17 protein-coding genes are annotated in these 21,326 nt (G+C 57.6%); 6 read left to right on the forward strand and 11 right to left on the reverse strand.

Going from position 1 to position 21,326, the window contains the following annotated elements:
- Window positions 1-14: 14 nt before the first annotated feature.
- A complete protein-coding gene (locus AC1DIJ_RS00375) occupies window positions 15-500 on the reverse strand; it encodes a PAS domain-containing protein (RefSeq protein WP_162705992.1) in 486 nt (161 codons plus the stop codon).
- Window positions 501-684: 184 nt separating this feature from the next.
- Complete coding sequence (locus AC1DIJ_RS00380; protein WP_112388368.1) at window positions 685-1,548, reverse strand: MBL fold metallo-hydrolase; 864 nt, start codon at window positions 1,546-1,548, stop codon at window positions 685-687.
- Between the two features lie 174 nt (window positions 1,549-1,722).
- Here AC1DIJ_RS00380 and AC1DIJ_RS00385 point away from each other — a divergent pair, with 174 nt between their 5' ends.
- A complete protein-coding gene (locus tag AC1DIJ_RS00385; RefSeq protein WP_112388369.1) occupies window positions 1,723-4,485 on the forward strand; it encodes a helix-turn-helix transcriptional regulator in 2,763 nt (920 codons plus the stop codon).
- 166 nt (window positions 4,486-4,651) lie between these two features.
- Window positions 4,652-5,428, forward strand: a complete 777-nt coding sequence (locus AC1DIJ_RS00390) for an alpha/beta fold hydrolase (RefSeq protein ID WP_112388370.1) — start codon at window positions 4,652-4,654, stop codon at window positions 5,426-5,428.
- A gap of 363 nt (window positions 5,429-5,791) precedes the next feature.
- Here AC1DIJ_RS00390 and AC1DIJ_RS00395 read toward each other — a convergent pair whose 3' ends face one another.
- Together AC1DIJ_RS00395 and AC1DIJ_RS00400 are read right to left on the reverse strand one after the other, a co-directional pair.
- The gene (locus tag AC1DIJ_RS00395) at window positions 5,792-6,184 is read right to left on the reverse strand and encodes a DUF983 domain-containing protein (RefSeq protein ID WP_112388371.1); all 393 of its coding nucleotides are present in this window, start codon (window positions 6,182-6,184) and stop codon (window positions 5,792-5,794) included.
- Entirely contained in the window at window positions 6,181-7,095 is a 915-nt protein-coding gene (locus tag AC1DIJ_RS00400; protein ID WP_477831152.1) for an NAD(P)H-binding protein, read from the reverse strand. The genes AC1DIJ_RS00395 and AC1DIJ_RS00400 overlap by 4 nt, the downstream gene beginning before the upstream one ends.
- A gap of 248 nt (window positions 7,096-7,343) precedes the next feature.
- Between AC1DIJ_RS00400 and AC1DIJ_RS00405 the strand changes: the two genes are divergently transcribed.
- Window positions 7,344-8,357: a zinc-binding alcohol dehydrogenase family protein gene (locus AC1DIJ_RS00405; protein ID WP_112388373.1), complete on the forward strand. Its 1,014-nt coding sequence runs from the start codon at window positions 7,344-7,346 to the stop codon at window positions 8,355-8,357.
- Window positions 8,358-8,419: 62 nt separating this feature from the next.
- Here AC1DIJ_RS00405 and AC1DIJ_RS00410 read toward each other — a convergent pair whose 3' ends face one another.
- From AC1DIJ_RS00410 to AC1DIJ_RS00430, 5 genes are all read right to left on the reverse strand, one after another.
- A complete protein-coding gene (locus AC1DIJ_RS00410; RefSeq protein ID WP_112388374.1) occupies window positions 8,420-9,274 on the reverse strand; it encodes an alpha/beta fold hydrolase in 855 nt (284 codons plus the stop codon).
- A gap of 238 nt (window positions 9,275-9,512) precedes the next feature.
- Window positions 9,513-11,240 carry a ubiquinone-dependent pyruvate dehydrogenase gene (gene poxB, locus AC1DIJ_RS00415; protein ID WP_112388375.1) on the reverse strand — a complete coding sequence of 576 codons (1,728 nt, stop codon included), beginning with the start codon at window positions 11,238-11,240 and terminating at the stop codon, window positions 9,513-9,515.
- A 250-nt stretch (window positions 11,241-11,490) separates the two neighbouring features.
- The gene (locus tag AC1DIJ_RS00420; protein WP_112388996.1) at window positions 11,491-11,676 is read right to left on the reverse strand and encodes a hypothetical protein; all 186 of its coding nucleotides are present in this window, start codon (window positions 11,674-11,676) and stop codon (window positions 11,491-11,493) included.
- Between the two features lie 242 nt (window positions 11,677-11,918).
- Window positions 11,919-12,764 carry a thiosulfate dehydrogenase gene (tetH, locus tag AC1DIJ_RS00425; RefSeq protein WP_477831153.1) on the reverse strand — a complete coding sequence of 282 codons (846 nt, stop codon included), beginning with the start codon at window positions 12,762-12,764 and terminating at the stop codon, window positions 11,919-11,921.
- Window positions 12,733-14,340, reverse strand: a complete 1,608-nt coding sequence (locus AC1DIJ_RS00430) for a serine hydrolase (RefSeq protein ID WP_477831154.1) — start codon at window positions 14,338-14,340, stop codon at window positions 12,733-12,735. Before AC1DIJ_RS00430 ends, tetH begins: the two co-directional genes overlap by 32 nt.
- Window positions 14,341-14,700: 360 nt before the next feature.
- Here AC1DIJ_RS00430 and AC1DIJ_RS00435 point away from each other — a divergent pair, with 360 nt between their 5' ends.
- The gene (locus tag AC1DIJ_RS00435) at window positions 14,701-16,209 is read left to right on the forward strand and encodes a GntT/GntP/DsdX family permease (protein ID WP_112388377.1); all 1,509 of its coding nucleotides are present in this window, start codon (window positions 14,701-14,703) and stop codon (window positions 16,207-16,209) included.
- Between the two features lie 122 nt (window positions 16,210-16,331).
- Window positions 16,332-16,625, forward strand: coding sequence for a hypothetical protein (locus AC1DIJ_RS00440; protein WP_112388378.1), 294 nt, complete (start codon window positions 16,332-16,334; stop codon window positions 16,623-16,625).
- 389 nt (window positions 16,626-17,014) lie between these two features.
- Here the strand turns inward: AC1DIJ_RS00440 and AC1DIJ_RS00445 are convergent, their stop codons facing one another.
- The gene (locus AC1DIJ_RS00445; RefSeq protein ID WP_112388998.1) at window positions 17,015-17,317 is read right to left on the reverse strand and encodes a hypothetical protein; all 303 of its coding nucleotides are present in this window, start codon (window positions 17,315-17,317) and stop codon (window positions 17,015-17,017) included.
- A 12-nt stretch (window positions 17,318-17,329) separates the two neighbouring features.
- On the opposite strand from AC1DIJ_RS00445, the gene AC1DIJ_RS00450 reads away from it, so the two are divergent.
- The gene (locus tag AC1DIJ_RS00450) at window positions 17,330-17,458 is read left to right on the forward strand and encodes a hypothetical protein (protein WP_477831155.1); all 129 of its coding nucleotides are present in this window, start codon (window positions 17,330-17,332) and stop codon (window positions 17,456-17,458) included.
- Between the two features lie 454 nt (window positions 17,459-17,912).
- Here the strand turns inward: AC1DIJ_RS00450 and AC1DIJ_RS00455 are convergent, their stop codons facing one another.
- Window positions 17,913-20,750 (reverse strand): AAA family ATPase, encoded by a 2,838-nt coding sequence (locus AC1DIJ_RS00455; protein WP_162705993.1) that lies wholly within the window; start codon window positions 20,748-20,750, stop codon window positions 17,913-17,915.
- Between the last annotated feature and the right edge of the window lie 576 nt (window positions 20,751-21,326).

The following is a 21,326-nucleotide window of genomic DNA, read 5'->3' on the forward strand; positions in this document are numbered from 1 at the left end:
AGGTACACTCCGACTTACTGATACTTTCCGGGATCGATCTCTGCGCCCTGGTATCCGATCTCGATTAGAGCCATCGAAATCAAGTATTGGACTATGAGGGAGTTCGACGACTTGGCAGACTGGTAAGCGGCGATGCAATGCTCGACGAGATCTGCGTCCGCGTCTCGGTGTGCCGCGTCCATGCGATACACCAGTCCGGTGCAAATGCAGGGAACTTGCCCTGAGGCCTGAAAGCATTTCCCTATCGCGCGCAACTGCTTCTGAGGGTCTTCCATCGTAAGCGACCGGAAATCGTGTGAGAATGCCGTTCCAGATCGAGCGGAAGCTTCAATCGAATTGCAAAAACCAAATCGGTCTTCGGGATGTATCGCGGCGGCGAGATCGCGGATTGAAATCCCCTTCACGCCGATGGATGTGTCAAATCCAAGATATCGACACAGGGTGGCGTCCATCCGAAACAAATCGGCCGATACGTCCCAGGCGTATGCACCAAATTCCAAGGCACTTCCCCGAAAAAAATCCGGCTGTATCGTGTCAGGTCCTCCCATGAGATCCTTCGTCCCTGCTCGTTTCCCGGCAAGTCAGCACGTATTTCCTGAATTGATAACCCTCGAACGAGGGGCGTCGGCGACAAACATGTCGGCTCTCATTGAGCCGCCATGGATCCGCGGGAGTTCCAGGCGGTCAACCCATTTCGCAGACGAACCCTGTATCCCGTCGCTCTCCGACCCGGCAGCAGAACGGTCGTGCGAAATGAACAGGCATCAGCCATGTCCCGGTCTCGCTGAGATTTTCGAGGACCGCGAGACGCGTTGCGACTGCCTTCTCCGGCGCTTCGCAAGCAGCCGAGTTCCAACTCGGAATATAGACCTGTATCGGGTGGTGAATGATGTCGCCCGAGAACACCGCCTTTTCATTGCCTGAAGTCAGCGTCACGTGGCAATGAGCCGACGTGTGGCCGGGACTCGCTTCGATGTAGAGTTCGTCGCAAAGCTGGAACGGGGCGTCGATAAGCAACCACTGGCCGCTCTCGATTATAGGGACGATCGTGTCGGCGATCAGGTTGATATGGTCGGCCGATGGAACCTTCTCTTCGAGAAGGCGCTCGAACTCGGTTCGCGAAACCACGTATTTGGCGTTTCGAAAAGTCGGCACCCAGCTCCCATCAAGAAGGCGAGTATTCCAACCCGCGTGATCGATGTGCAAGTGGGTGCAGAATACGAAATCCACCTCGTCCGGATCGACCCCGGCAGCAGCGAGGTTCTGCAGATAGCCCGAGTTCATCATCGAGAAGAAAGGGCTGTCCGGGCGGTGCTTGTGATTGCCGCTGCAGGTATCCACAAGGACGGTCATATGGGGCAGCTTGATCATCCAGCTGTGTATGGACCCGAGCAGTCTACCCTCTTCCGGCGCATAATGGTCCGGCACCAACCAGTGAAGGTGCTTGTCCACCAGTCGGTCATCCCAATCCGGCAAGAATGCTTTCGGGGGAAAGCCGAGACCGTGATACTCCTCGATCCTGAGGACCTCCGCGTTACCGATCCGCATGCATAGTCCCCTTTTTCCGTCGAACCAGTTAGTCCGGGCGACGTGGGTCCATCAACCTACCTCTATGGCTAGGTATTTCCGCAAAATCCCAGAGCGTAAGGACTAAGTGCAGACCGATTGGTTTTCGCTTGCCCGTCGCTTGCTGGTTGTTCGAGGAGGTTCCGAGACATCCTGATGTCTACGATGCGATTTGTTGATTTCGAACTGGATGTTTCCCGCCGACTCCTGACGCACCGCGGCCAACCCGTGAAGGTCGGTTCGCGCGCGCTCGATATTCTTGCGGTGCTGGCATCTCGCGCTGGCGAAGTCATTTCCGCAAGCGAGATACTGCAAGCCGTATGGCCGGGGAGTGTTTCTGCTGAGAATTCCCTCCGTGTACACTTGGTCGCGTTGAGAAAGGCCCTTTCGATCGGCGACGCCGACAGTCTCGTTCAAAGCGTCGCGGGCCGTGGATACATTTTGTCCGCCACGGTCAGGGAAGATTTTCCTGTCGCCGAGACGGCGCAGCCTCTGCCCCATTGCAATGGCAACCTGCCGGGCAGACATGGAGGCGTCATCGGTAGAGAGAACTTCATCAGGCGGTGCCTCGATCTTCGGCAGTCGAGGGTGATAACGATCGTCGGGAGCGGAGGAATCGGAAAGACAACCGTGGCTGTGGAAATCGCTCATCTGCTGAGTGACCAGTACGAAGCCGTATACTTCCTCGACCTCGCGGCGCTCGGTGTGGGTAGCAGCATTGGGCCAACCCTCGCGTCCCTGCTCGGTCATTCTGTGTACGGGGAAGATCCAATGCCCGGGATCACGGCGGCGTTATCGCACCGTCGGATGATGATTGTCTTCGATAATTGCGAGCACGTAATCTCCGATGCCGCCAGGATCGTCGAAACCATCACCAGGGCATGCCCGCAGGTCACTGTGCTTGCCACAAGCCGCGAGCCTCTTTCCATTTACGCTGAAACGGTCAGGCGCATCGGATCACTGGATGTCCCCGAAGAGGGCGAAGTTACTGCGGACGCTTCCCGGCGATCCGCGGTGACCCTTTTCATGGATAGGATGGAGCGTTCGTTAGAGATTGGCGCTCCGCTCGACGACGAGCAGATGGCGATCGTCGCGGCTATCGTCCGAAAACTGGAAGGTATCCCGCTCGCCATCGAGTTCGCCGCGACCCGTGTGATTGACCTCGGTCTGAAAGAGCTTCTTGTCTCGCTAGACCGTCCATTCACCGTTCTGCGACGCGGTCGGCGTACCGCGCCTCGCCGCCAGCAGACCCTTCAGGCGACGCTGGACTGGAGTTACGGCTTCCTCACCGACAATGAGAAGTTCGCGCTACAGGCGCTATCTGTGTTCGCCTATTCGTTCTCGCGTGAGGGCGCCTATGTGGTGTGCGGCACATCTCTCGGAAAGGAGGAGACTGAAGACGCGATTTGGGGGTTGCAATCGAAATCCCTTCTTGCGAGGTCAGAGTCTGGAACGACGTTGCGGCTGCTCGAGACAACTAGGGAATACGCGGCCGTCAAGCTCGCAGCCTCCGGACGGCAGGCAAAAGCTCGTCTCGCACACGCCTCTCTCCTCCTTGTGCGGATGAGAGAGGCCGAATCGCAATGGGACCGACTCCCGACATCGCAATGGATGAACGGGTATGGGGTACTCATTCACGATCTGCGCCTCGCTCTCGCGTTCTGCGAGGAGACAGAAAATTCCGAACTGCTCCATCAGCTTCTTGCTGCATCCGGGTTGCTCTGGACGCAGTTGGGACTGATGAACGAACAGTTCAGGCATATCGAAAGAGCCGTGAAAGCGTTCGAGGTAGCCCCGGCAACCGATCGCTCGGTGGAAACCCAGTTGCGTTCGGCTTACGGCTCGATCGCCTACAACGTCCACAGCGTCGCGGGCGACCTCGAAGCGCGACGCCAGTTCGAACTTGCCGCCACTTTGGCGCGGTCGTTGGGCGACGCGACCAAATTGCTGCGGGCAGGCAGCGGAATTTGCGCGCTTCTCACCACTCAGGGCAGCTACCACGAAGCCAATAACGTCGCGCTGGACTTGGTTCGAGACCTCGGACCTGTCGCAGAGCCTGCCGTCGACCGGATCCTTGCCCACAACAACCACTATCTTGGACGCCATGACGAAGCTTACGCCCGAGCGCGTCGCGCCTTGGAGGCGAATGGTCTCGCGGTCCGAGGGACACTCACGAGCGGCGCGAGTTTCGGTCAGAAGACGTTGTCGTTGATGGTCATGGCGAAAACCGCCTACCTGAGGGGGCGTATCGACGAATCTCTTGAGTATCTGGACGAATTGACGGCCGACGCACTCGCCGTGGAACATCCAATATCGACTTGCCTCGGCCTCGCAGTCGGGGCCTGCCCGATATTCTTTGGTCTGGGCAAGAATGACCAAGGCCACCGATTTCTGGAAATTCTGAGGGACATCTCTACAAGGAACTCTTTGGTTCGCTGGCAGGAGTGGGTCGATGGCTTCGATTTTGCCCTGAGAGCGGCCCACGCCGAAGACGCGAACGTCATCCTGGGTCTGCGGCATGGTGGAAGCGGGCCGCGCCTTGAGAACATCGTTACAGTCGCCGGGCAAAAGGCAGGATCCCGCCTAGTTGAACTTGCACTCGCGGGAGAAGCGGGCTGGTGCCGAGCGGAGCTTCTGCGGCTCAAGGGGGAAATGCTGCTCGACCATGGAGAAGCGGGCGGAAGAGAGATGCTGCTCAAGGGCTACGAAATCGCTAGGCTTCAAACCGCCCTGATCTGGCAGCTGAAATGCGCAAACAGCCTCGCAAAGTACGGTGCGTTAGAGACACTTTCGGCAGATCGCGAGAGAATTGTGCGCACCTTGGCACTATTTCCCGGGTTACCTCCCGCGAACGACCTGGCAGATGCGGAAGTGTATCTCGAGTCCGAGGCTTACGCGCAGAAGGGGATGAAGTCCTGAAGAGATCGGCACGGGGCGACAAGGCCGATGCAAGCCACTCTTGGGATACGCATCACAAGAGCGAACGTTGCCAAAATCTACGATTTCGCCGTTCTGACCGATCGTACAATATTTAGGCTCCGTCCTCGGGCTTCCTGTCACGGTCGAAACAATCAGAGGAAATCCCATGTTGAAGAAATTGCTTTCATTTGCAGTGCTGGCTGCGTCCTTGACGGGGGCGTCCGCCTACGCAGCCGACAAGAAGCCGACAATTGTCCTGGTCCATGGCGCGTTCGCTGACGCATCCAGTTGGACTGGCGTCATCGGAAAACTCGAGGCCGACGGCTATCGGGTAGTTGCCGTTGCCAACCCGCTGCGTAGCGTCAAGGGTGACAGCGCATATCTCAAGCGGATCATCGCAAACCTCGATACGCCAGTTGTTCTCGTCGGCCACTCCTACGGCGGCGCGGTTATCTCCGAAGCCGCGACCAAGGGCGAGAAGATTAAGTCGCTCGTCTACGTATCCGCCTTCGCTCCCGAGATCGGCGAGTCGGCCCTCGAGCTGAGTGGCAAGTTTCCGGGAAGCACCCTCTCCCCGACGCTCGACAAGCCTGTCGAGCTGGAGAACGGCGCAAAGGATCTCTACATCCAGCAGGACAAGTTCCACAAGCAGTTCGCTGCAGATGTTTCCGAGAAGGCCGCAGCCGCCATGGCCGCCTCGCAACGCCCTGTAACGGACGTAGCCCTTGGCGAAGCAGCCACCAATGCCGGGTGGAAAGAAATCCCCTCATGGTCGATTTTCGGCTCGGCCGACAAGAACATCCCGCCGGAGGCGATGAAATGGATGGCCAAGCGGGCGAACGCCAAGGAAACCGTTGAGGTCAAGGGCGCGTCGCACGTCGTCATGGTGTCCCATCCCGACCGGGTCGCCAAAGTGATCGAAGACGCCGCCGAGGCTCGTTGATGCCGATTGCCGGGCCTTGCCGCTTAAGGCGAGACCCGGCACCACGATCGAGGTGCTCATGTCCCGGAAAGTGCGCAGCGGCGCCGCGGGGAGCGGACACAAATTGCGGTCCGCCATTACCCCCGACTTAGTTCGCCTTGCTGCGACCACAATGCCTGAATATACAACTGATATCGGCATTGCTGATGAGCGCTGAGACAAATTCGCCGCTCCCAACTGCCGCGTCGCATTGAGCTCTTGACCACGGATGTACTGGCACGGGTAATCAAGCGATGATCAGGAAGGTCGGTGCGGTCTCGCCCCGGCCTTTTTTGTTTCTAGTCCGGTTTTGAACGATTGCGACAACGTTTGCAACGCTAGGCGCTATTTACGAATTTCCCGCCTGTAGTCCCGATCGATCTGACCCTGCTCGGCCTTGTAGAAAAACTGGCTATTAACGAGCCACCCTTTCAGAGGGCGCAGTGGCAGAATGCATGCCAACAGCACGACCGGAAGCGACAAGACTGCGTGGACCCAGATTGGCGGGTTAAATTCGACTTCGAGCCAGCAAGCGAACGCTACGGCAGGTACGCACGTGAAGCAAATGACAAAGAAAGCTGGGCCATCAGCCGGGTCTGCGAACGAATAATCCAGGTCGCAGACCTCGCATTTGTTCTTAAGCGTCAGAAAGCCATCAAACAAATGCCCCTGTCCGCAACGGGGGCAGCGGCCTTTTAGACCAGTTCTGATCGGGGGCAAAGTCGGGTAGTCGCTCATCGATCGCTCCGTAGTGGACGCTGGAAGGCTGCGATATTCTCTCTGATCCATGTTGAAAACGGGCGAGGAGGCTTTCCTGTCAGTTCGGCCACTGTCGCTGTCGTTTCCGCCTGGGCGGACTGTTCGATAAGACGCTCGATACCGAGGAGGAGATCCGCGACCATTTCAGACAGGCCCGAGCCGATCAGAAGTTCGCGCTGCGTGTTTGCATGACGATGCTGATAGACGACCTCGCGGCCGAGCTGTTTCGAGAGTTCGGTCGCCACCTCATCCATCGTCACAGCCGTCGGCCCTGACAGATGATGGGCGCGTTGTGCGTTAACGTCATCGTTGTCCAACAGTGCCACTCGCGCCACGTCAGCGACATCGCGCGTATCGATCAGGTTGACGCGACCGTGGCCCGCCGCCCCGCCCCAAGAACCCTGCGCCACAGGAGCGGAGGCACGCGCCAGGGTGTCAACGAAGGTCGTCGGGCGCAGCAAGGTATAGCCTATGTTACGTGTGGCGAGGTGGGCTTCGATTTCTTGGTGCCAGTCCCACGGATGCAGCCGCAGCGGCGGTCCCATCACCGAGACCTTTACGATGTGGGACACCCCAGATGCGACGGCGGCATCGATGAGGGCAATCTCGTTTTCGACTTGCCGCGCGCTGGTTCCGTGCGCGATAAACAACTTGTCCGCACCCTCTAGCGCATTTGACAGGGTACGCGGTTTCTCGAAATCGACAACCGTCGCTGCCACGCCCCCAAGAGCGGGTTCGCGAGATGTGCTGCGGGACAGCGCCACGAGATCGACGTCGTCATCAACAAGTCCCGAGATAAGTGCCGAGCCAATGCGCCCGGTAGCGCCTGCCACGGCAATACGTTTTCCATGACCTTTTCGGATTTGGTGAGACATCTGAAAGCCTTTCAAGCGAGACCCCGCTCCCCACTGAGGGAAGCAACATGAAGGGTCTAGCGTCACGCAAAGTCGGGTCGAAGCGTCAGCGAAGATTGTAAGATACCGCCTCGGAAGAGGGATCGAACTCCTCGTTTGGATCCCGGCGCATCACGCTTCGTCGTTTTGAGAGCTTTTTTGTACAATACGCTCCCCGTGCCATTACCTACCGATCGTCTGGCAGTGTGAGCTGCATCCCAGTTGAGCAACATAGAGAGAGCTTCATGAAGGCCATCGGATACAAACAGGCAGGCGCGTTGGATCGCGCAGACTCCCTAGTCGATATCGAGTTGGACAAGCCCGTGCCGACAGGACGAGACCTCCTCGTCAAGGTCAAAGCAGTTTCCGCAAATCCCGTGGACTGCAAGATCAGGAAAAGCATGTCGCCCCCGGAAGGCTCCTGGAAGGTGCTGGGCTGGGACGCCGCCGGAACGATTGAGGCGGTCGGTGAGGGCGTGAAGGATTTCAAGATCGGCGACGCCGTATTCTATGCCGGATCGCTCGTCAGGCAGGGCGCGAACGTCGAATACCACCTGGTCGACGAACGCATCGTCGGTAGGAAGCCAGCAAAAGTCTCGGACGTCGAGGCGGCCGCGTTGCCGCTTACAGCAATCACCGCGTGGGAGATGATGTTCGATCGGCTCGACGTCCAGAAGACGGTGCCGGGGGCGGCCAACGCTATTCTCGTCATCGGTGGGGCGGGCGGCGTCGGCTCCATTACCATCCAGCTTGCACGTGCTCTCACGGACTTGACTGTGATCGCAACCGCATCGCGGCCCGAAACAGTCGAATGGGTCAAAGGGCTGGGTGCTCAACACGTGATTGACCACAGAAAGCCATTGGCCGAACAGGTGAAGGCACTGGGTATCGGTGCGCCTGCGTTCGTGTTCTCCACCAATGAGACCAAGTCGCAGCTTTCCGAAATCATTGAACTTATCGCTCCGCAGGGTAGACTCGGCCTCATAGACGACCCGGATAGCCTGGACATCATGGGCTTCAAGCGGAAATCGGCGTCCGTGCACCAGGAATTCATGTTCACGCGTTCAATGTACGGCACAGCCGACATGGGAGAACAGGGAAAGCTCCTGACCAAGGTAGCCGAACTGATCGACAGCGGTTCGATAAAGACCACCGTCACGGAAGTTCTGCGACCTATCAACGCCGAGAACCTCAAGAAGGCGCACGCGACTCTGGAAAGCGGCAGGGCCAAGGGCAAGATCGTGCTGGAAGGCTTCTAAGTCGCAAGGTATTTCGAATGAGACGCCGCCGGGACAGATACGTGCCCCGGCGGCGTCTCTCGTCAGCGGACGTTCTTGACGAAGGACGTGATGGTCTCCGCGCAGAATTCCGGTTCCTGGTGGTGAGGCCCATGTCCGGCCTGCGGAACTGTCATGAGGTGAAGGGACTTCCACTTCTTCGTGAGCGGGAGCCAGTTTTCAATCGGGCAGGCGATGTCATGATCGCCACTGACGACGAGGACCGGATTAGGGCCAGCTGCCAGCGCTGCAATCTCCAAACCTTCGGGATCGGGATAGATCGTGGAGCGGTCTTTGGCCTCGCTGAGAAGCTTCATGAAAACCGCCTCTGCGATCTGCGGGGAACGGTCGACATTCCGGCTTTCGATACGCTCAAGCGAACGCTTTGCCGCTTCCCGACTACCTTCCGATGTCGGCTCGAAGAAAAGGATGATCTGGTCGTCCAAACCGTTGGTGGGATGCATCGCGGTTTCCATGAACAACCGCTCGCCGCTCACCTCAGGTTTCCCCGGAGGGGCCGTGCCAATGAGCACGGTGTGGGACACGAGTTCCGGATGGGTTGCGGTGAATTTCTGGGCGACGACGCCGCCGAGCGACCACCCGCCGATCACAACCTTCTTGAAGCCCAGGAAATCGATGAGGTCCCTTGCGTCCTTAACCAGAGAGGCCCGATCATAGCTCGGGTTTCCGGTCGAGGCTCCGAGGCCCGTATAGTCGTAAATGACTACATCGAAATTCTTCGCCAGTTCATCAAGAAAAAGCGGGTCCCAGGAATCCATTGTTCCGCGGAAACGAATATTCAGCACGAGCGGCGTGCCGCTACCGAAACGTCTGTAGGCGATCTTCCGGTCTTCGAGTTCGGCAAATTTCGTTGGTGTCTTCGATGCTGCTTCGGTCATGTCGGCTCTCCTTTGCTGGTGAGACGAAACACCGACTAGCGGCTCGATTATTGTAGAATGCTGTCGTTTGGTAAGTGTCCGTGGGAGCAGGCCGATTACGGGGGCCGCAGCAGAAGGAGCGATCATTTGGCTCGGCCCGCAAAGACGGCGTTACGGCCCCTGCCCCGCCGGGCTGGAGGAAAACGAAAAAGAATGTTGCGCGCGATAGATGCCCTCCGGCCCCGAAGACCTACCCGCTTCACCAGCGAATGTTAGAGCTCGCAAGATCAAGCACGGTGTCTCCTCTGCCGCTCAAGACAGCCTTCGCCATCCACAGGCTGAACCCTCCGATCTGCTCAAGCGTGACCTTGGGAGGCATGGCGAGTTCGTCGCTGTTCGTCACCACATCGACAACCGCCGGACCCGGATGTGCAAAGGCCTCCTTTAGAGCGTGATCGAGATCCGCAGCGTGTTCGACCCTAACACCCATGATACCGCCTGCCTGGGCCATCGCGGCAAAGTTCGGGTTCTTGAGCTTTACGTTCGAAGGCAGTAATCCAGCAGCCTTCATCTCCATATCGACGAAGCCGAGCACACCGTTATTGATGATGACGATCTTCACCGGAAGGTCGAGCTGGCGGAGCGTGAGTAGGTCACCCATTAGCATAGCGAAACCGCCATCGCCGGACAGGCTAATGGTCTGACGTCCGGGAAACGCCGCTTGCGCCCCGATGGCCTGCACCATCGCGTTTGCCATCGAACCGTGGACAAAGGATCCGAGCAGGCGTCGCTTGCCATTCATCTTGAGATAACGCGCAGCCCATACGGTCGGCGTGCCGACGTCGCAGGTGAAGACCGCGTCATCCGCAGCGATTTCACTAACAAGCTTGGCGACGTATTGGGGATGGATTGGCTCCCCCTGTTTCCCAGCGGACGCAAGATCGTCGAGCCCTTCGCGAGCCTCAGCGTAGTTGTCCAGCGCGTTCTGCAGGTGGTCATCGTCCTCCTTGAGCCGGAGCTTTGGAATCAGCGCTTCGATGGTCGCGCCGACGTCCCCGGTCAAGCCGATATCCAGCGTGGTCCTTCGCCCTAGCCTCGTGCCATCAATATCGATCTGGACGATTTTGGCATCGCTCGGATAGAACTGCCGATATGGAAAATCCGTACCCAGCATGAGAAGCGTGTCACACTGCTTCATGGCGTGGTAGCCGGAAGCGAAACCGATCAGCCCGGTCATGCCTACGTCATATGGGTTTTCCCATTCGACATGCTCCTTCCCCCGAAGCGCGTGGACCACAGGCGCTTTCAGAATTTCGGCCAACTTGACGACATGGTCGTGAGCGCCGGAGCAGCCCGCCCCTGCCAGAATAGTAACCCGATCCGAGGCATCGAGAATGGAAACGGCCCGATCTATGTCGTCTCCCCGCGGCACAATCACCGGATCAGACGGCACAACCCAGCGGCCCGGTGCGACTGCGTCCACCTTCTCCATCGCGATGTCGCCAGGGATTACGATCACCGAGACGCCACGCTTTGAAAAGGCCTGTCTTATCGCAATATCGAGCACCCGCGGCATCACCTGCGGTGTCGAGACAAGCTCTGTGTAATGGCTGCACTCGGCGAATATTTTGTCGGGGTGCGTCTCTTGAAAATAACCACTGCCGATCTCGACGCTCGGAATCTGGGCGGCGATCGCGAGCACCCTCGCCCCGCTGCGATGGCAATCGTAGAGTCCGTTGATGAGATGGAGATTGCCAGGACCGCAACTGCCTGCGCAGACCGCCAGTTCTCCGGTGAGCTGGGCTTCGGCACCAGCCGCGAAGGCGGCCGCCTCCTCGTGCCGCATGTGAACCCATTCGATCGTACCCTTGCGACGAAGGGCGTCGCTCAAACCGTTCAAGGAATCTCCGGTAACGCCATAGACGCGTTTCACGCCTGCGGCATCGAGCGTGTCCACGATCAACTCCGCTATAGTCTGTTTTGCCATGAGAGATCTCGTTCCTGGTAAGAGGTCGCCTTTGAATTCGGACGGGCCGCATGGCCAGCCCCGGGAATGCATCGTCGCGGCCAGCGGCACGGTCGGTTCGGCTTACGCTAGGATCGCGTTCCGGTTCCCGTCCTAAAAAGGACTTGCCGCAAAGCTGGACATTAATTCGACGTAGAAGAGCTTCGCGGACCTTCAAGGCCGGACCCCTTCTGTGTCAGCTATGCGTCCGGTTTAGTCGGAGCGTGATGGCCTACTCCATCCGGCCTGACGCCATAGGATCGCTGGCAGGAAAAGATTCCATCAGCGCCTCATCGAGCAGTTCGTCCTCGTTCGATCTCGGCGTCGGCGGAATCTCAAGTGACACGTCGGCGATCTCGAGCATTGTTTCGATCCCGTCTCTGACTTTCTCGGCCAGGTTTTCGAGTTTGCTGTGCATGGTCATTCGCTCCGTTGTTCTTGCGCGAATAGAGGGTGCACGGTGCGACATTTATTGAACGATCCCGTCTTGACACGAGCGGTCTACGCGCGTGCACTCGCTGGTCATTCGTGCGTTTTGTCACAGCGTGGAAGACGCGTTTGCGCTGTTGATGGTGCAGTTGGCGTTCTGGAGATCGGCGACCGCCAAAGACCAGATTTTCCGTCGGCGCGACGCGATTTGCCTCGCACCGACGTTAGTCTTCAGGCGCCTTTGGCGTAGGTGAACCGCGCGTCCTGCAGCTCCGCGAGATATGCCACGACACTGGGAACGAGGATGACCCCGGGGATGAGGTTGTTTGTCAGATCGGCGGCGACCGCGTCCGCTGGCAGGCCCGAATTGCTCTCCTTCGAAGCGATCGCGCGCGCAATAGCATGAATGGAGTCGTGGCAGGCCACGAAAACCGCGCCACGCTTCTGCAGCGATCCAATGTTGTTGTTCGCCGGACCGTAGAACCCGTTGACGTCCTGGCGATCGTCCGCCTCGGTCGCACCGGATTTCCCGACAATGAAGTCGTTGCGCTTGCTTTTGGAACCCGCGATCTCGGCAAGATCGTATTTGTCCCACATGGCCTGGCTGAAAAGAGTGTGATGGGCGCTGCCATGCACCGCAGCTACCGCGAGGAAGTCCTTGTTTCCGTGGGCGAACACCTGGCCGTTCATAGACTCCCGCATGAGGTTCAGCCAGGCGGCGGAAATCTCCGATGCCTCCCAGGCCTGCCGCGGTCCGCCATCATAGGCGAGAAGAATGGCGGAGGCCTCGTGATCCCAGAGATCCTTGCGGTCAGCCATGAAAGGCACCGAGGTGAAATCACGATGACGTGGCGCTTTTGCCAGCTTCGCTGAGAGGCTGCGGAGCTTCCGGCCGCCTTGTGAGGCGGCCGGAGAGGAAGTCTGTTCTTTCGCGGATACCGGGGAGGCACCCACAGTTACGGCAGCCATCGCTGATGCGCCGAGCGCACCGAGTGCGAACCGACGGGAGGTCGGCTTATCGAGTCCAAACATCTGATGTCTCCTGTCAGTAGCTGTAGACGTTCGCAGCGCGGCCAACGACGCCGTCGAGGAACTTGGTCATCGTGCCTACCGTCGCCTGGTCTTTGATGCCGTAGCCGTCGACGAGGTTGGCCACGTTCGGATAGCCGACCCACGTGCGGCCGTATTCGTCTTCCCAGACCAGGACGCGAAGCGGTAGGTCGATACCGATGGACTGGTCCGCCTGCATCAGCTTGGTTCCGATCTTGGGATTGCCGAAAACGAGAACGGTCGTCGGGCGCAGTTTTTCGCCGACAGATGTCGCGTTTTCGGCATGGTCGAACGTCGCGAACACCGGAACCTTCTTGGATGCCAGGTCCTCCTTGATGCGTGCTACGGTCTCGGCAGCGCCGAACTTGCTTTCCTGCGCGACGATATTCTGCGGATCCACCGCCGGGCCGAGATCCGCCCGGTATGCCGCCGCGATATTGCGAGCCAGAACGGTAAGGTCTACGCCTTCCTTGTCGGTGAGCAGCGTTACGCAGACCAATTCATAGGAAGCGGTGAAGCGGCTGAGGTACGAGCTGAAGCCCGGGGAATTGCCCTTAACTTCCATGAAGCCCGGGTGATTGGTGAACTCCCATCCGGCCATCGCCGGAACGACGGTGCCGTTTGCGAGCTTGGTCGGCATGTAGATGACATCGCGATCGGCGATGTCCTTGATCAGCACGGAACCCGCCAACGCGATGTCCCATTTGCTGATGTCCTCCGCCGAGGACCAGATATTGCCGAAGCCGAAGAGGTTCTCGGAAAGGTCCGCATCGACAGGGATCATGTGTCCATCGACCTCGCGGTATCCCGTGGCAGGCTCTACCGGGTTGATGAAGTCCACCTGAGACTTGAAGTGCGAGTGCTGGTTGTCGTGCTCGGGCATCTTGTCGGGCCTGTCGGTCCGGGCTTTGGTCTTCATGTCCTCGACGAACATCGTGCTCGGCAGACCGGATGCGTCGATCTGGTATTGCCAGACGAAGTCGTGATAGCTCATGCCGCTGGCGCGCTCGATCGCCATCGCGAGCAGCGTAAAATTCGTAGCGCTCTGGACAGTCTTGGTACCGCGATCGAAAAGCAGAGGCTTGTCGCCGACCAGAGCAATCAGCTCCTTGGGCGTGAAGCGCTTGCTGTCATCGAGCTTCTGCCTGTAGTCCGGAATACCCGAGGAGTGCTGGAGCAACTCCATGAGCGTGACGTCCTTCCATGCCGCAGGAAGCTCATCGACGTACTTGGAGATGGTGTCGTCGAGCTTGAGTTTGCCCTGCTCCTTGAGCTGCATAACGGCGACGGCGGTGAAAGCCTGCGTGATCGGCCCCACATTCCACATCGTCTTCGTCGAGGCCAGCTCGTCCCGGTCGATGCTCGTCTTGCCGTAGCCGCTTGAGCGCGGGATGTAGGGGGCCTGGACGATGGCCAGCGTCAATCCGGGGAGCTGGTTCTTTTCGATGAAGTCGGCGATCATCTGATCGATATAGACGCCATAGCTTTTCTGCACGGGGTTACCTCTGACGATCGGTTCGTTTGCTCCGGGGATGGTCTCGGCGAAAGCGGTCCCGCTCATCAGTGCAGCGATGCCGAGAGCCAACAAAAATCTGGCCTTCATGGATGTTTCCTTTCGTTTCGGATGTCGTTTGACGCGCCACTGCTAGCCTGCTGTCGAAGCGGGTGATCGACGCATCAGGTTCGGTGGCTTGGCGAAGGAAAATTCGCTCGGGGGTGGCATTTTGGATTGTATTATTCCGCCCTGCTGCCTTCGCGCGGAAAATTTAACTCGCCCGCCCGCTGTGTAGCCGCTCGACGGACGTGTCACACAGAAGATTGCCACGGCGAGACGGCGAGACGGCGCGATCAGAGCGCCGATTATTACAAGAAACCCGTCACCGTTTCCGTCACGATCTCTTCCAGACCTTTCGAGAAGACCCAACAGCCGTCTGCTGTTTCGAAGGCGTTTCAGGAAAGAAAGATGAGCGACACCGATATACAGCTTTTGGCCGTAGCCACCGGAGGCGTTGTCCTTCTGGTCGCACTGATCATGTCGCGTGTCAGAATGCACCCACTGTTGGCACTGATGCTAACGTCGCTTCTCGTCGGCCTGCTAGCCGGAATGCCTGTCGACAAGGTCGTCAAGTCGATTGAACTTGGCGCGGGCAACACCCTTGGCGCCGTAGGGCTCGTCGTGGCACTCGGCGCGATGCTTGGCAAGATCATGGCGGAGAACGGAGTCACTGACGGCATCGCGGACACGATCATCAAGCGGACATCTGTTGCTATGCTGCCATGGGCCATGTCGGGTGTCGCGTTCGTCGTAGGCATCCCGATGTTCTTCGAAGTCGGTCTCGTCGTGCTGCTGCCGCTCGTGTTCAACGTTGCGAGGAAACTTGAGCAGAGCTCCGCAATACGGGGCTCCGCCTATGTCTATGTCGGCGTCCCGGTAATCGCCGCTCTTGCTTCGATGCACGGAATGGTACCGCCGCATCCAGGCCCGCTGACTGCAATCGCATCGCTCAAGACGAACGTTGGGGCAACCATGCTATACGGTTTCGTCGCGGCGATCCCGGCGATCGTAATTGGTGGTCCGGTTTACGGCGCGTTCATCGCCCCGCGGCTGGCGGTCAAGCCGGACACATCTCTTGTCGGTCAATTCTCGCGCGGTGACGCGGCTGCACCGATCGTTTGTCAGTGGCGGCCGGGCCTGGCGGTGAGTGTTCTTGTCGCTCTCTTACCTGCCATCCTCATGCTGCTCAACGCGGTCGCAGAGCTCCGCCTTCCTTCGTCCTCCACTATGGGCCGCCTCGCAGCCTTCGTCGGCGACCCTTTAATCGCAATGCTCGCCGGCGTAGTCTTCGCGGCGTCGGTACTCGTCTATGCCAGGTCGGGGGACGCGGAAAACCTGCGAAACGCCATGTCCGCCAGCCTCAAGCCGATCGCGAACGTGCTTGTCATCATAGCGGGCGGCGGCGCGTTCCAGCACGTGCTCACCGACGCGAAAGTCGGTGACGCTATCGTCCACCTCAGCCAGGAGTTCGCACTCTCACCGCTAATCCTCGGCTGGCTGATCTCGATGCTGCTTTCGGTTTCCACCGGATCGGCGACGGTCGGCATCGTCGGTGCGGCGGGGCTCCTGGCCCCTCTTGCGATGGCCGAACCCGTCAACACTCCCCTCCTCGCACTGGCGATTGGGTGCGGTTCGCTCTTCTTCAACTATGCAAACCATGCGGGGTTCTGGCTGGTGAAGGAGTCCTTCGGCATGACGATGGGCGAAGCCACCAAGACGATATCCGTTATCCAGTCGATCGTTTCGATGATCGGCCTCGTAATGGTGTTGCTGATGAACATGCTCCCTCCGCTGGTTCAGCCCCCGGTCATCCACGCGAGAGCAAGCACAAGCGCATGCCCGCCTGTCGATGACGGTCACGAATGGTGCAAGGCCGTGACGTCCGGCACCCGGACGACGCGGTGCCAACCAGATTAACCAGACCATACCAAGGAGTTACCCGGACGAGACCTGTATAGAATACCGCGCAATCGCTCGGGCCACTATCCTTCCTTCATGACGAATTCTCTCCCCGTCGTCACAACAATGAGGAAATGCGAATGCCCCAGAAAAGCAAGCAGAACAGATGCCTCCTCGCAATTTCCGCACTAGCGGCTCTCATCGCGGCGACCGCACCCGCGACCGAAGCATCGGCCACGTGGATGATTGATCTCGTGTTCCCGCCGACGGCTCCCGTGCCGAAGCCGAAACCCGACCGTACGGTGACCGGGTCAATCCCGCAGGAGAACAAGACACCTGGCGCACGCCAGACCGGGCGCGAGACCGCTCCCAAGGCGAGCAGGAAGGGAATGCCCCGCTCCTCCGTTTCCAATGTGAAGGATGCCCAACGATGAAAACGCCTTATTCTTATCCGCGACGCCGCCGGGCGGTCGCCCGGGTGGCAGTGAAGGCCGCGCCCAGCTTTCCTATGATCGTCGGGCTGTAGTTCTTGAGCATGGGCATGCTCGCCCTGATCCTTGCGCTTCATCGAGTATGATGCTCGCACTGCTCCCGCGGGCTTTTTGTCTTGGAGCCCGCGGTCATCCTTTTCTGGCGTCCAGACGCTGCGTCGGAAGATGCAACGAACACTATCACTAGAGTGCGTGCGCATTTGTGCGAGTTGCGCTCGATGGCTTCCAAGCGTTTGCAAAGGAGAGGCACCGCCGTGCGAGGCGGCGGCGCAGTTTTGCTGACGGTTGGTGTCGTCCTGCGCAGAGGCCGCTCCAGAAAGCGACCCGAAAGCTTATTGCCCCAGCCACTTGTATTCTGCAATCGAAGCCTTGCCTGACTTCTTGTCGTACAGGCAGATGACGTTGACCATCTTCTTCGACCGCGGATTCTTCTCGCGAAGAAGGATGGCGATTTTGCCTGTGGCATCATCGAAAACAACTGGCGCGGTGGCTTCGGGAGAGACCATGCGAGACTGGCCGATGCAGGTGCCGTTCGCCTTGGCGAAGAGCGCGTTCCAAGCTCCGTCACTCGAGGCGTTGGCCAGCGGTGCGAGGGAGAGCACGGCAATAGCTGTGGCGAACGTAGTCTTCAGCATCGGATAATCCTCATGGCAATTCGAATCGGAGCCGGATGTCGGCTGCCGGGTGTTCGCCGCAAACAATGGCAGCATGACGGCTACACGCCGGAGGAGCGCCGTCTATTTGCCTTCCAGCCGCCGCCGCAATCCATCAAATGACCTGGGATCGGACCTTCGCGGCTAGGTGTAAAGTCCAAAGCGTCTTCAGCAAGCTCTATGATCCGCAAAAGGGGCACACTCCGGACGAGAGAACACGAGGCTGCGCTACCAGTTCGATCATTCGAAAATGGCTCGCATGACAGTTTATAATATTAGAATCGAAACGGCCGGAGGTGCAGTATCTCATGCATGTCCGGCCGCCCTAGCGCTGTCGCGGCCGTCCGGCTTAGGGCCGACCCGGTGATCGCGATTTCGTGGGGCTTTTGTAGCCCGGGTACGACGCGAGCGCAAGCTGACATGAGACGCCGCCCGACGTGCAGGTGATAAAGCCCCTGACCCTGACCATTGAAGCCGCAAATTGTGTCAATCGATCAGGCAGAACTCGTTCCACATGGGCGACAACCCGCTTCAGTTCTCGCAGCATGCGGCATCTCAGGATTTGATAGCAGTGCGTTCATACGATCTCGAGCTCTCTACCTACGTAGCCGCCCTTGGTGCGGTTTTTCTCGTATGCCACGGACACTCTCATTCCCTCCTTCAGCATGCGTTGAGTTTCGACAGGAACTTGTCCTAGAGGAACATATGCATCGATCGGAAGGCCGTCGATCGAGACAAACGCAAAAGCCCTTTCAAGCGAGAGTTTTGTCAAAACCCCTTTAGCCCGTTGCGTATGCTCTTTCTCTACCGACAACACTCGCTCGACTGATAAGCCCTTTTCTCCTTCCACTAGCTCGCAGACCAAGACATCGCCTTCGAAGATATCGCTTGAACTGCCGTGAAACGCATTTCTGTGCAGCATCGCGCTCAACCCCTGGTCAACGAGCTTAACGAAACCGTATCCGAGTGACTTGTCGAACCAGTCAACAACGCATCTGAGGTGCTGAGCATTGACTCCAGACGCGCCAAAACTCACCGGACGCTTTCCAGCCGAGAGCATCGTAAGAGCTTGGATGAGCGCATTCTGATCGCCGCGATCCTCTAAACCCACCGGACCAAGCAACTGGGCATCTCTATTCAACGCATGCGTGAGAAACTTCTCAGCCCCGCGATATTTTTTCCCATCACCAGATTGCGCCAAAGCCTTGAGTTCATCCGCGAGAGATCGATCTGACAGGCCCGTCGACAGACTGAGCTGTTCGACAAAAACGGGGTATCGAGTAATGAGACTCAAGTGGGCCCCGCCTCGATGAGATATCGCAACCGACTGATCTTGGGACAACTGCCCCAACGAGGTGTCGAAGGTTTCAATGAGCCCTGCATCAAGCAATGTCCTCAATGCAGCTGAAGTGCCCGCCTCTGACGATCCGAGCGCGTCGAAAAAATCGATGATCGATTGAACCGGAATATGTCGCTCGTCAACTGTCCCTCCCTGCATCAACCGAGCCTCGAGCAATTTTAGGATTCGAAGCTTTAGTAGCGGACTTTGGTTCAGGCGGCGGTCGGTTTCGAATATTGCGCATAACTGCTTGCAGTCGCCTGGCTTGAAGGCGACGTAGTCGCCCTTCAGAAGAGCCTCCAAGAATTCGTTGAAAGGGATGACAGTGGCCTCCCCAACTACATATGCCGCGACCAGGGCGTCGATACGCAAGGCAGCCGACGTAATCACGCGGCGCGCGAGGTTGAGTGTCACCCGGATATTGTAATTGCTAAACTCTCCGAGCGTCTGTGCCGTGTATTCCTGCCGAACGAAAATGTCGTTGATGATGTACGAGAATTTTCGGATGTCGTCGATCTGCAGGCGAATTCCCTTCGAAAGGTAAAATTCTTTCGTCCGAGGCTTCTTAGTCCGAAGATCGTCACCGGCAAGATAGTCAATCCTTTTCCGAAAAATCTCACGAGGTGATGGCGTGGGAAGAAAGAAAGATCGGCTTGAATAAACATTGATGATATCAAGCTTCGATATTGCCCATGCTGTTTTGTCGGTAATGGGAAAGATCAACAAACAGTGGGTAACATGCCGCCTCAAAGATTGGGCGAGTTGAAAAACCAAGATCTTTGTCTGCTCGTCGTGGTCATCGATATTGTCAAAGACAATAACGGGCAACATCTTGCGATTATTGACAATGTCTTTCAGGAGTCTTTTGAGATAGTCCTCGCGGTTCTGCTCAACAATTTTTTCGACATACTCGTCAAAATTGATCTGAAACTGCGGCTTGTCAGAATTGTAAAGGTTCCTCTGTGTCACCTTTCGACGGCGCTCATATTCGCTAAAATATAGACCGCGCATCTGGTCGTAGCTGGGGCCGTCGGCCTCGGGGTAGATTCCTTTGTGGATAATGTCGATCAGAATTTCAATGCTCTCACGACTACTGCTATCGGCCGCGCCAGTTATGTCCAGAAGGTCGACATGTATTGCCATGCACCTTACACGGAGGTCCTCCCGCAGAATTTTTTTGAAGAAGCGCTCAACGAAAGTACTCTTACCGGCCCCGTTTGGCCCAACAATAAAAACCGTTTCTCCGCTACTGGCGTCATTGGCCGCAACTTCTATGACATCGGCTAGCTTGTCTTCAATGTCACCTGTCTTGATGTTTCCAAGAATTCTATCGGTCAGTTTTTCAAGACTGAAATCTGCGTAACGGCTCTCACGACTCTCGACGAAACAGTTGACCAGCAAGTCTGGATCGCTGTCTCCTCTAAGTTTATCGAAGAATGTCCCAAGGATCTTTTCGACCTCGAAGGAAAAATCCGTCTTTGATGTTAAGTGGATGTCCGAGTCGCTGAGTGCAGAATATCGAGCCCCTTCAATATTTGCAGACGTGTTGTGGATTTCATCAAATCGCATCGCGTAAAGCCGACCTTCGCAAGCATTTACGGACAACAACTCGTAGAACACGTGAAAATCGTTCTTTACCGCCAGTAGTGAGGGAAACACAAACGATGGGACACTTCTGAATGGGCGGCTTGGTATGAAAGTTTTAAAGATAAGCCAGATTTCGCCATCAGTCAGGACCGAGAATGGAAGTCCTTCGTCCGACGCGTAGCCGTGGGCCTGCGAAACGCCATCCCTGCAGTCGTTCAGTGCCGTGTTAGTGAGCGCCAAGTGCCGTAACCTGTCACGACGAGCAAGATCAACATCAAGAATTCCCTGCCGCTTCGCCTCGACGACAAAGGTAGGCTCACTTGGTCCACCGACGATATAGTCGGAATAGCCGGTAGCGTGTTGCCTCTCGGCACTTATTTGCTTCGTACTCCATCCAAGAACGTCAATGAGCACTCTATTAATAATTTTTATCTTTGCATCTTCCTCAGTTACCGCGTCCGAGGCCTTCTCACCGACATCGGCGAGCAAGATCTCAAGGTTCCTCCGAGCCTGATCCATAGGGGACACGGCCGAAGAAGAAGCCTCAGACTGCACTTCATGCATAGACTCACCCGTGCTCAACCTATTGATTGTGAGAAGCGTACGTTATGTCGGACCCGCCAGGGTAGTCAAAGTCTAAATAGCGCGAGGCAGCCGCCCCGCTGACAACTTGCAGCAACATGCCATGCTATCCGCTAGCGAGATGTTCGGAGGCAAGCCTCTCGCATCCCAGAGCACAAGCGCGGTGTGCCGAGCGTCTTTGCGGTTTCAGTGCCTTCAAATATTCGACCCCAAGATCCACAAACACTGGAAACGAACAAGCATTCGAGTAAGATCTGCGGCCGGGTCAGAGCCGAATTCGCGTAGACTTCCGCACCAAGCTGCTGGAATTCGAGCTCCACGCGGTAGCGTTCTTTAGCACCTGATAATGATCGCGCCTTCGAACGGCATAGAGCTTTTCACCTTCCATTTTAAAAGCCGGCAAGCGCCATGCAGCCTTAACGAGCCGTCGCGGCTTGATGGCTCAGAGGTGTTCCTGCTAACTTATCCTTGAGCGGCGTGTGC

Source organism: Rhizobium sp. 10N427, from assembly GCF_056394605.1.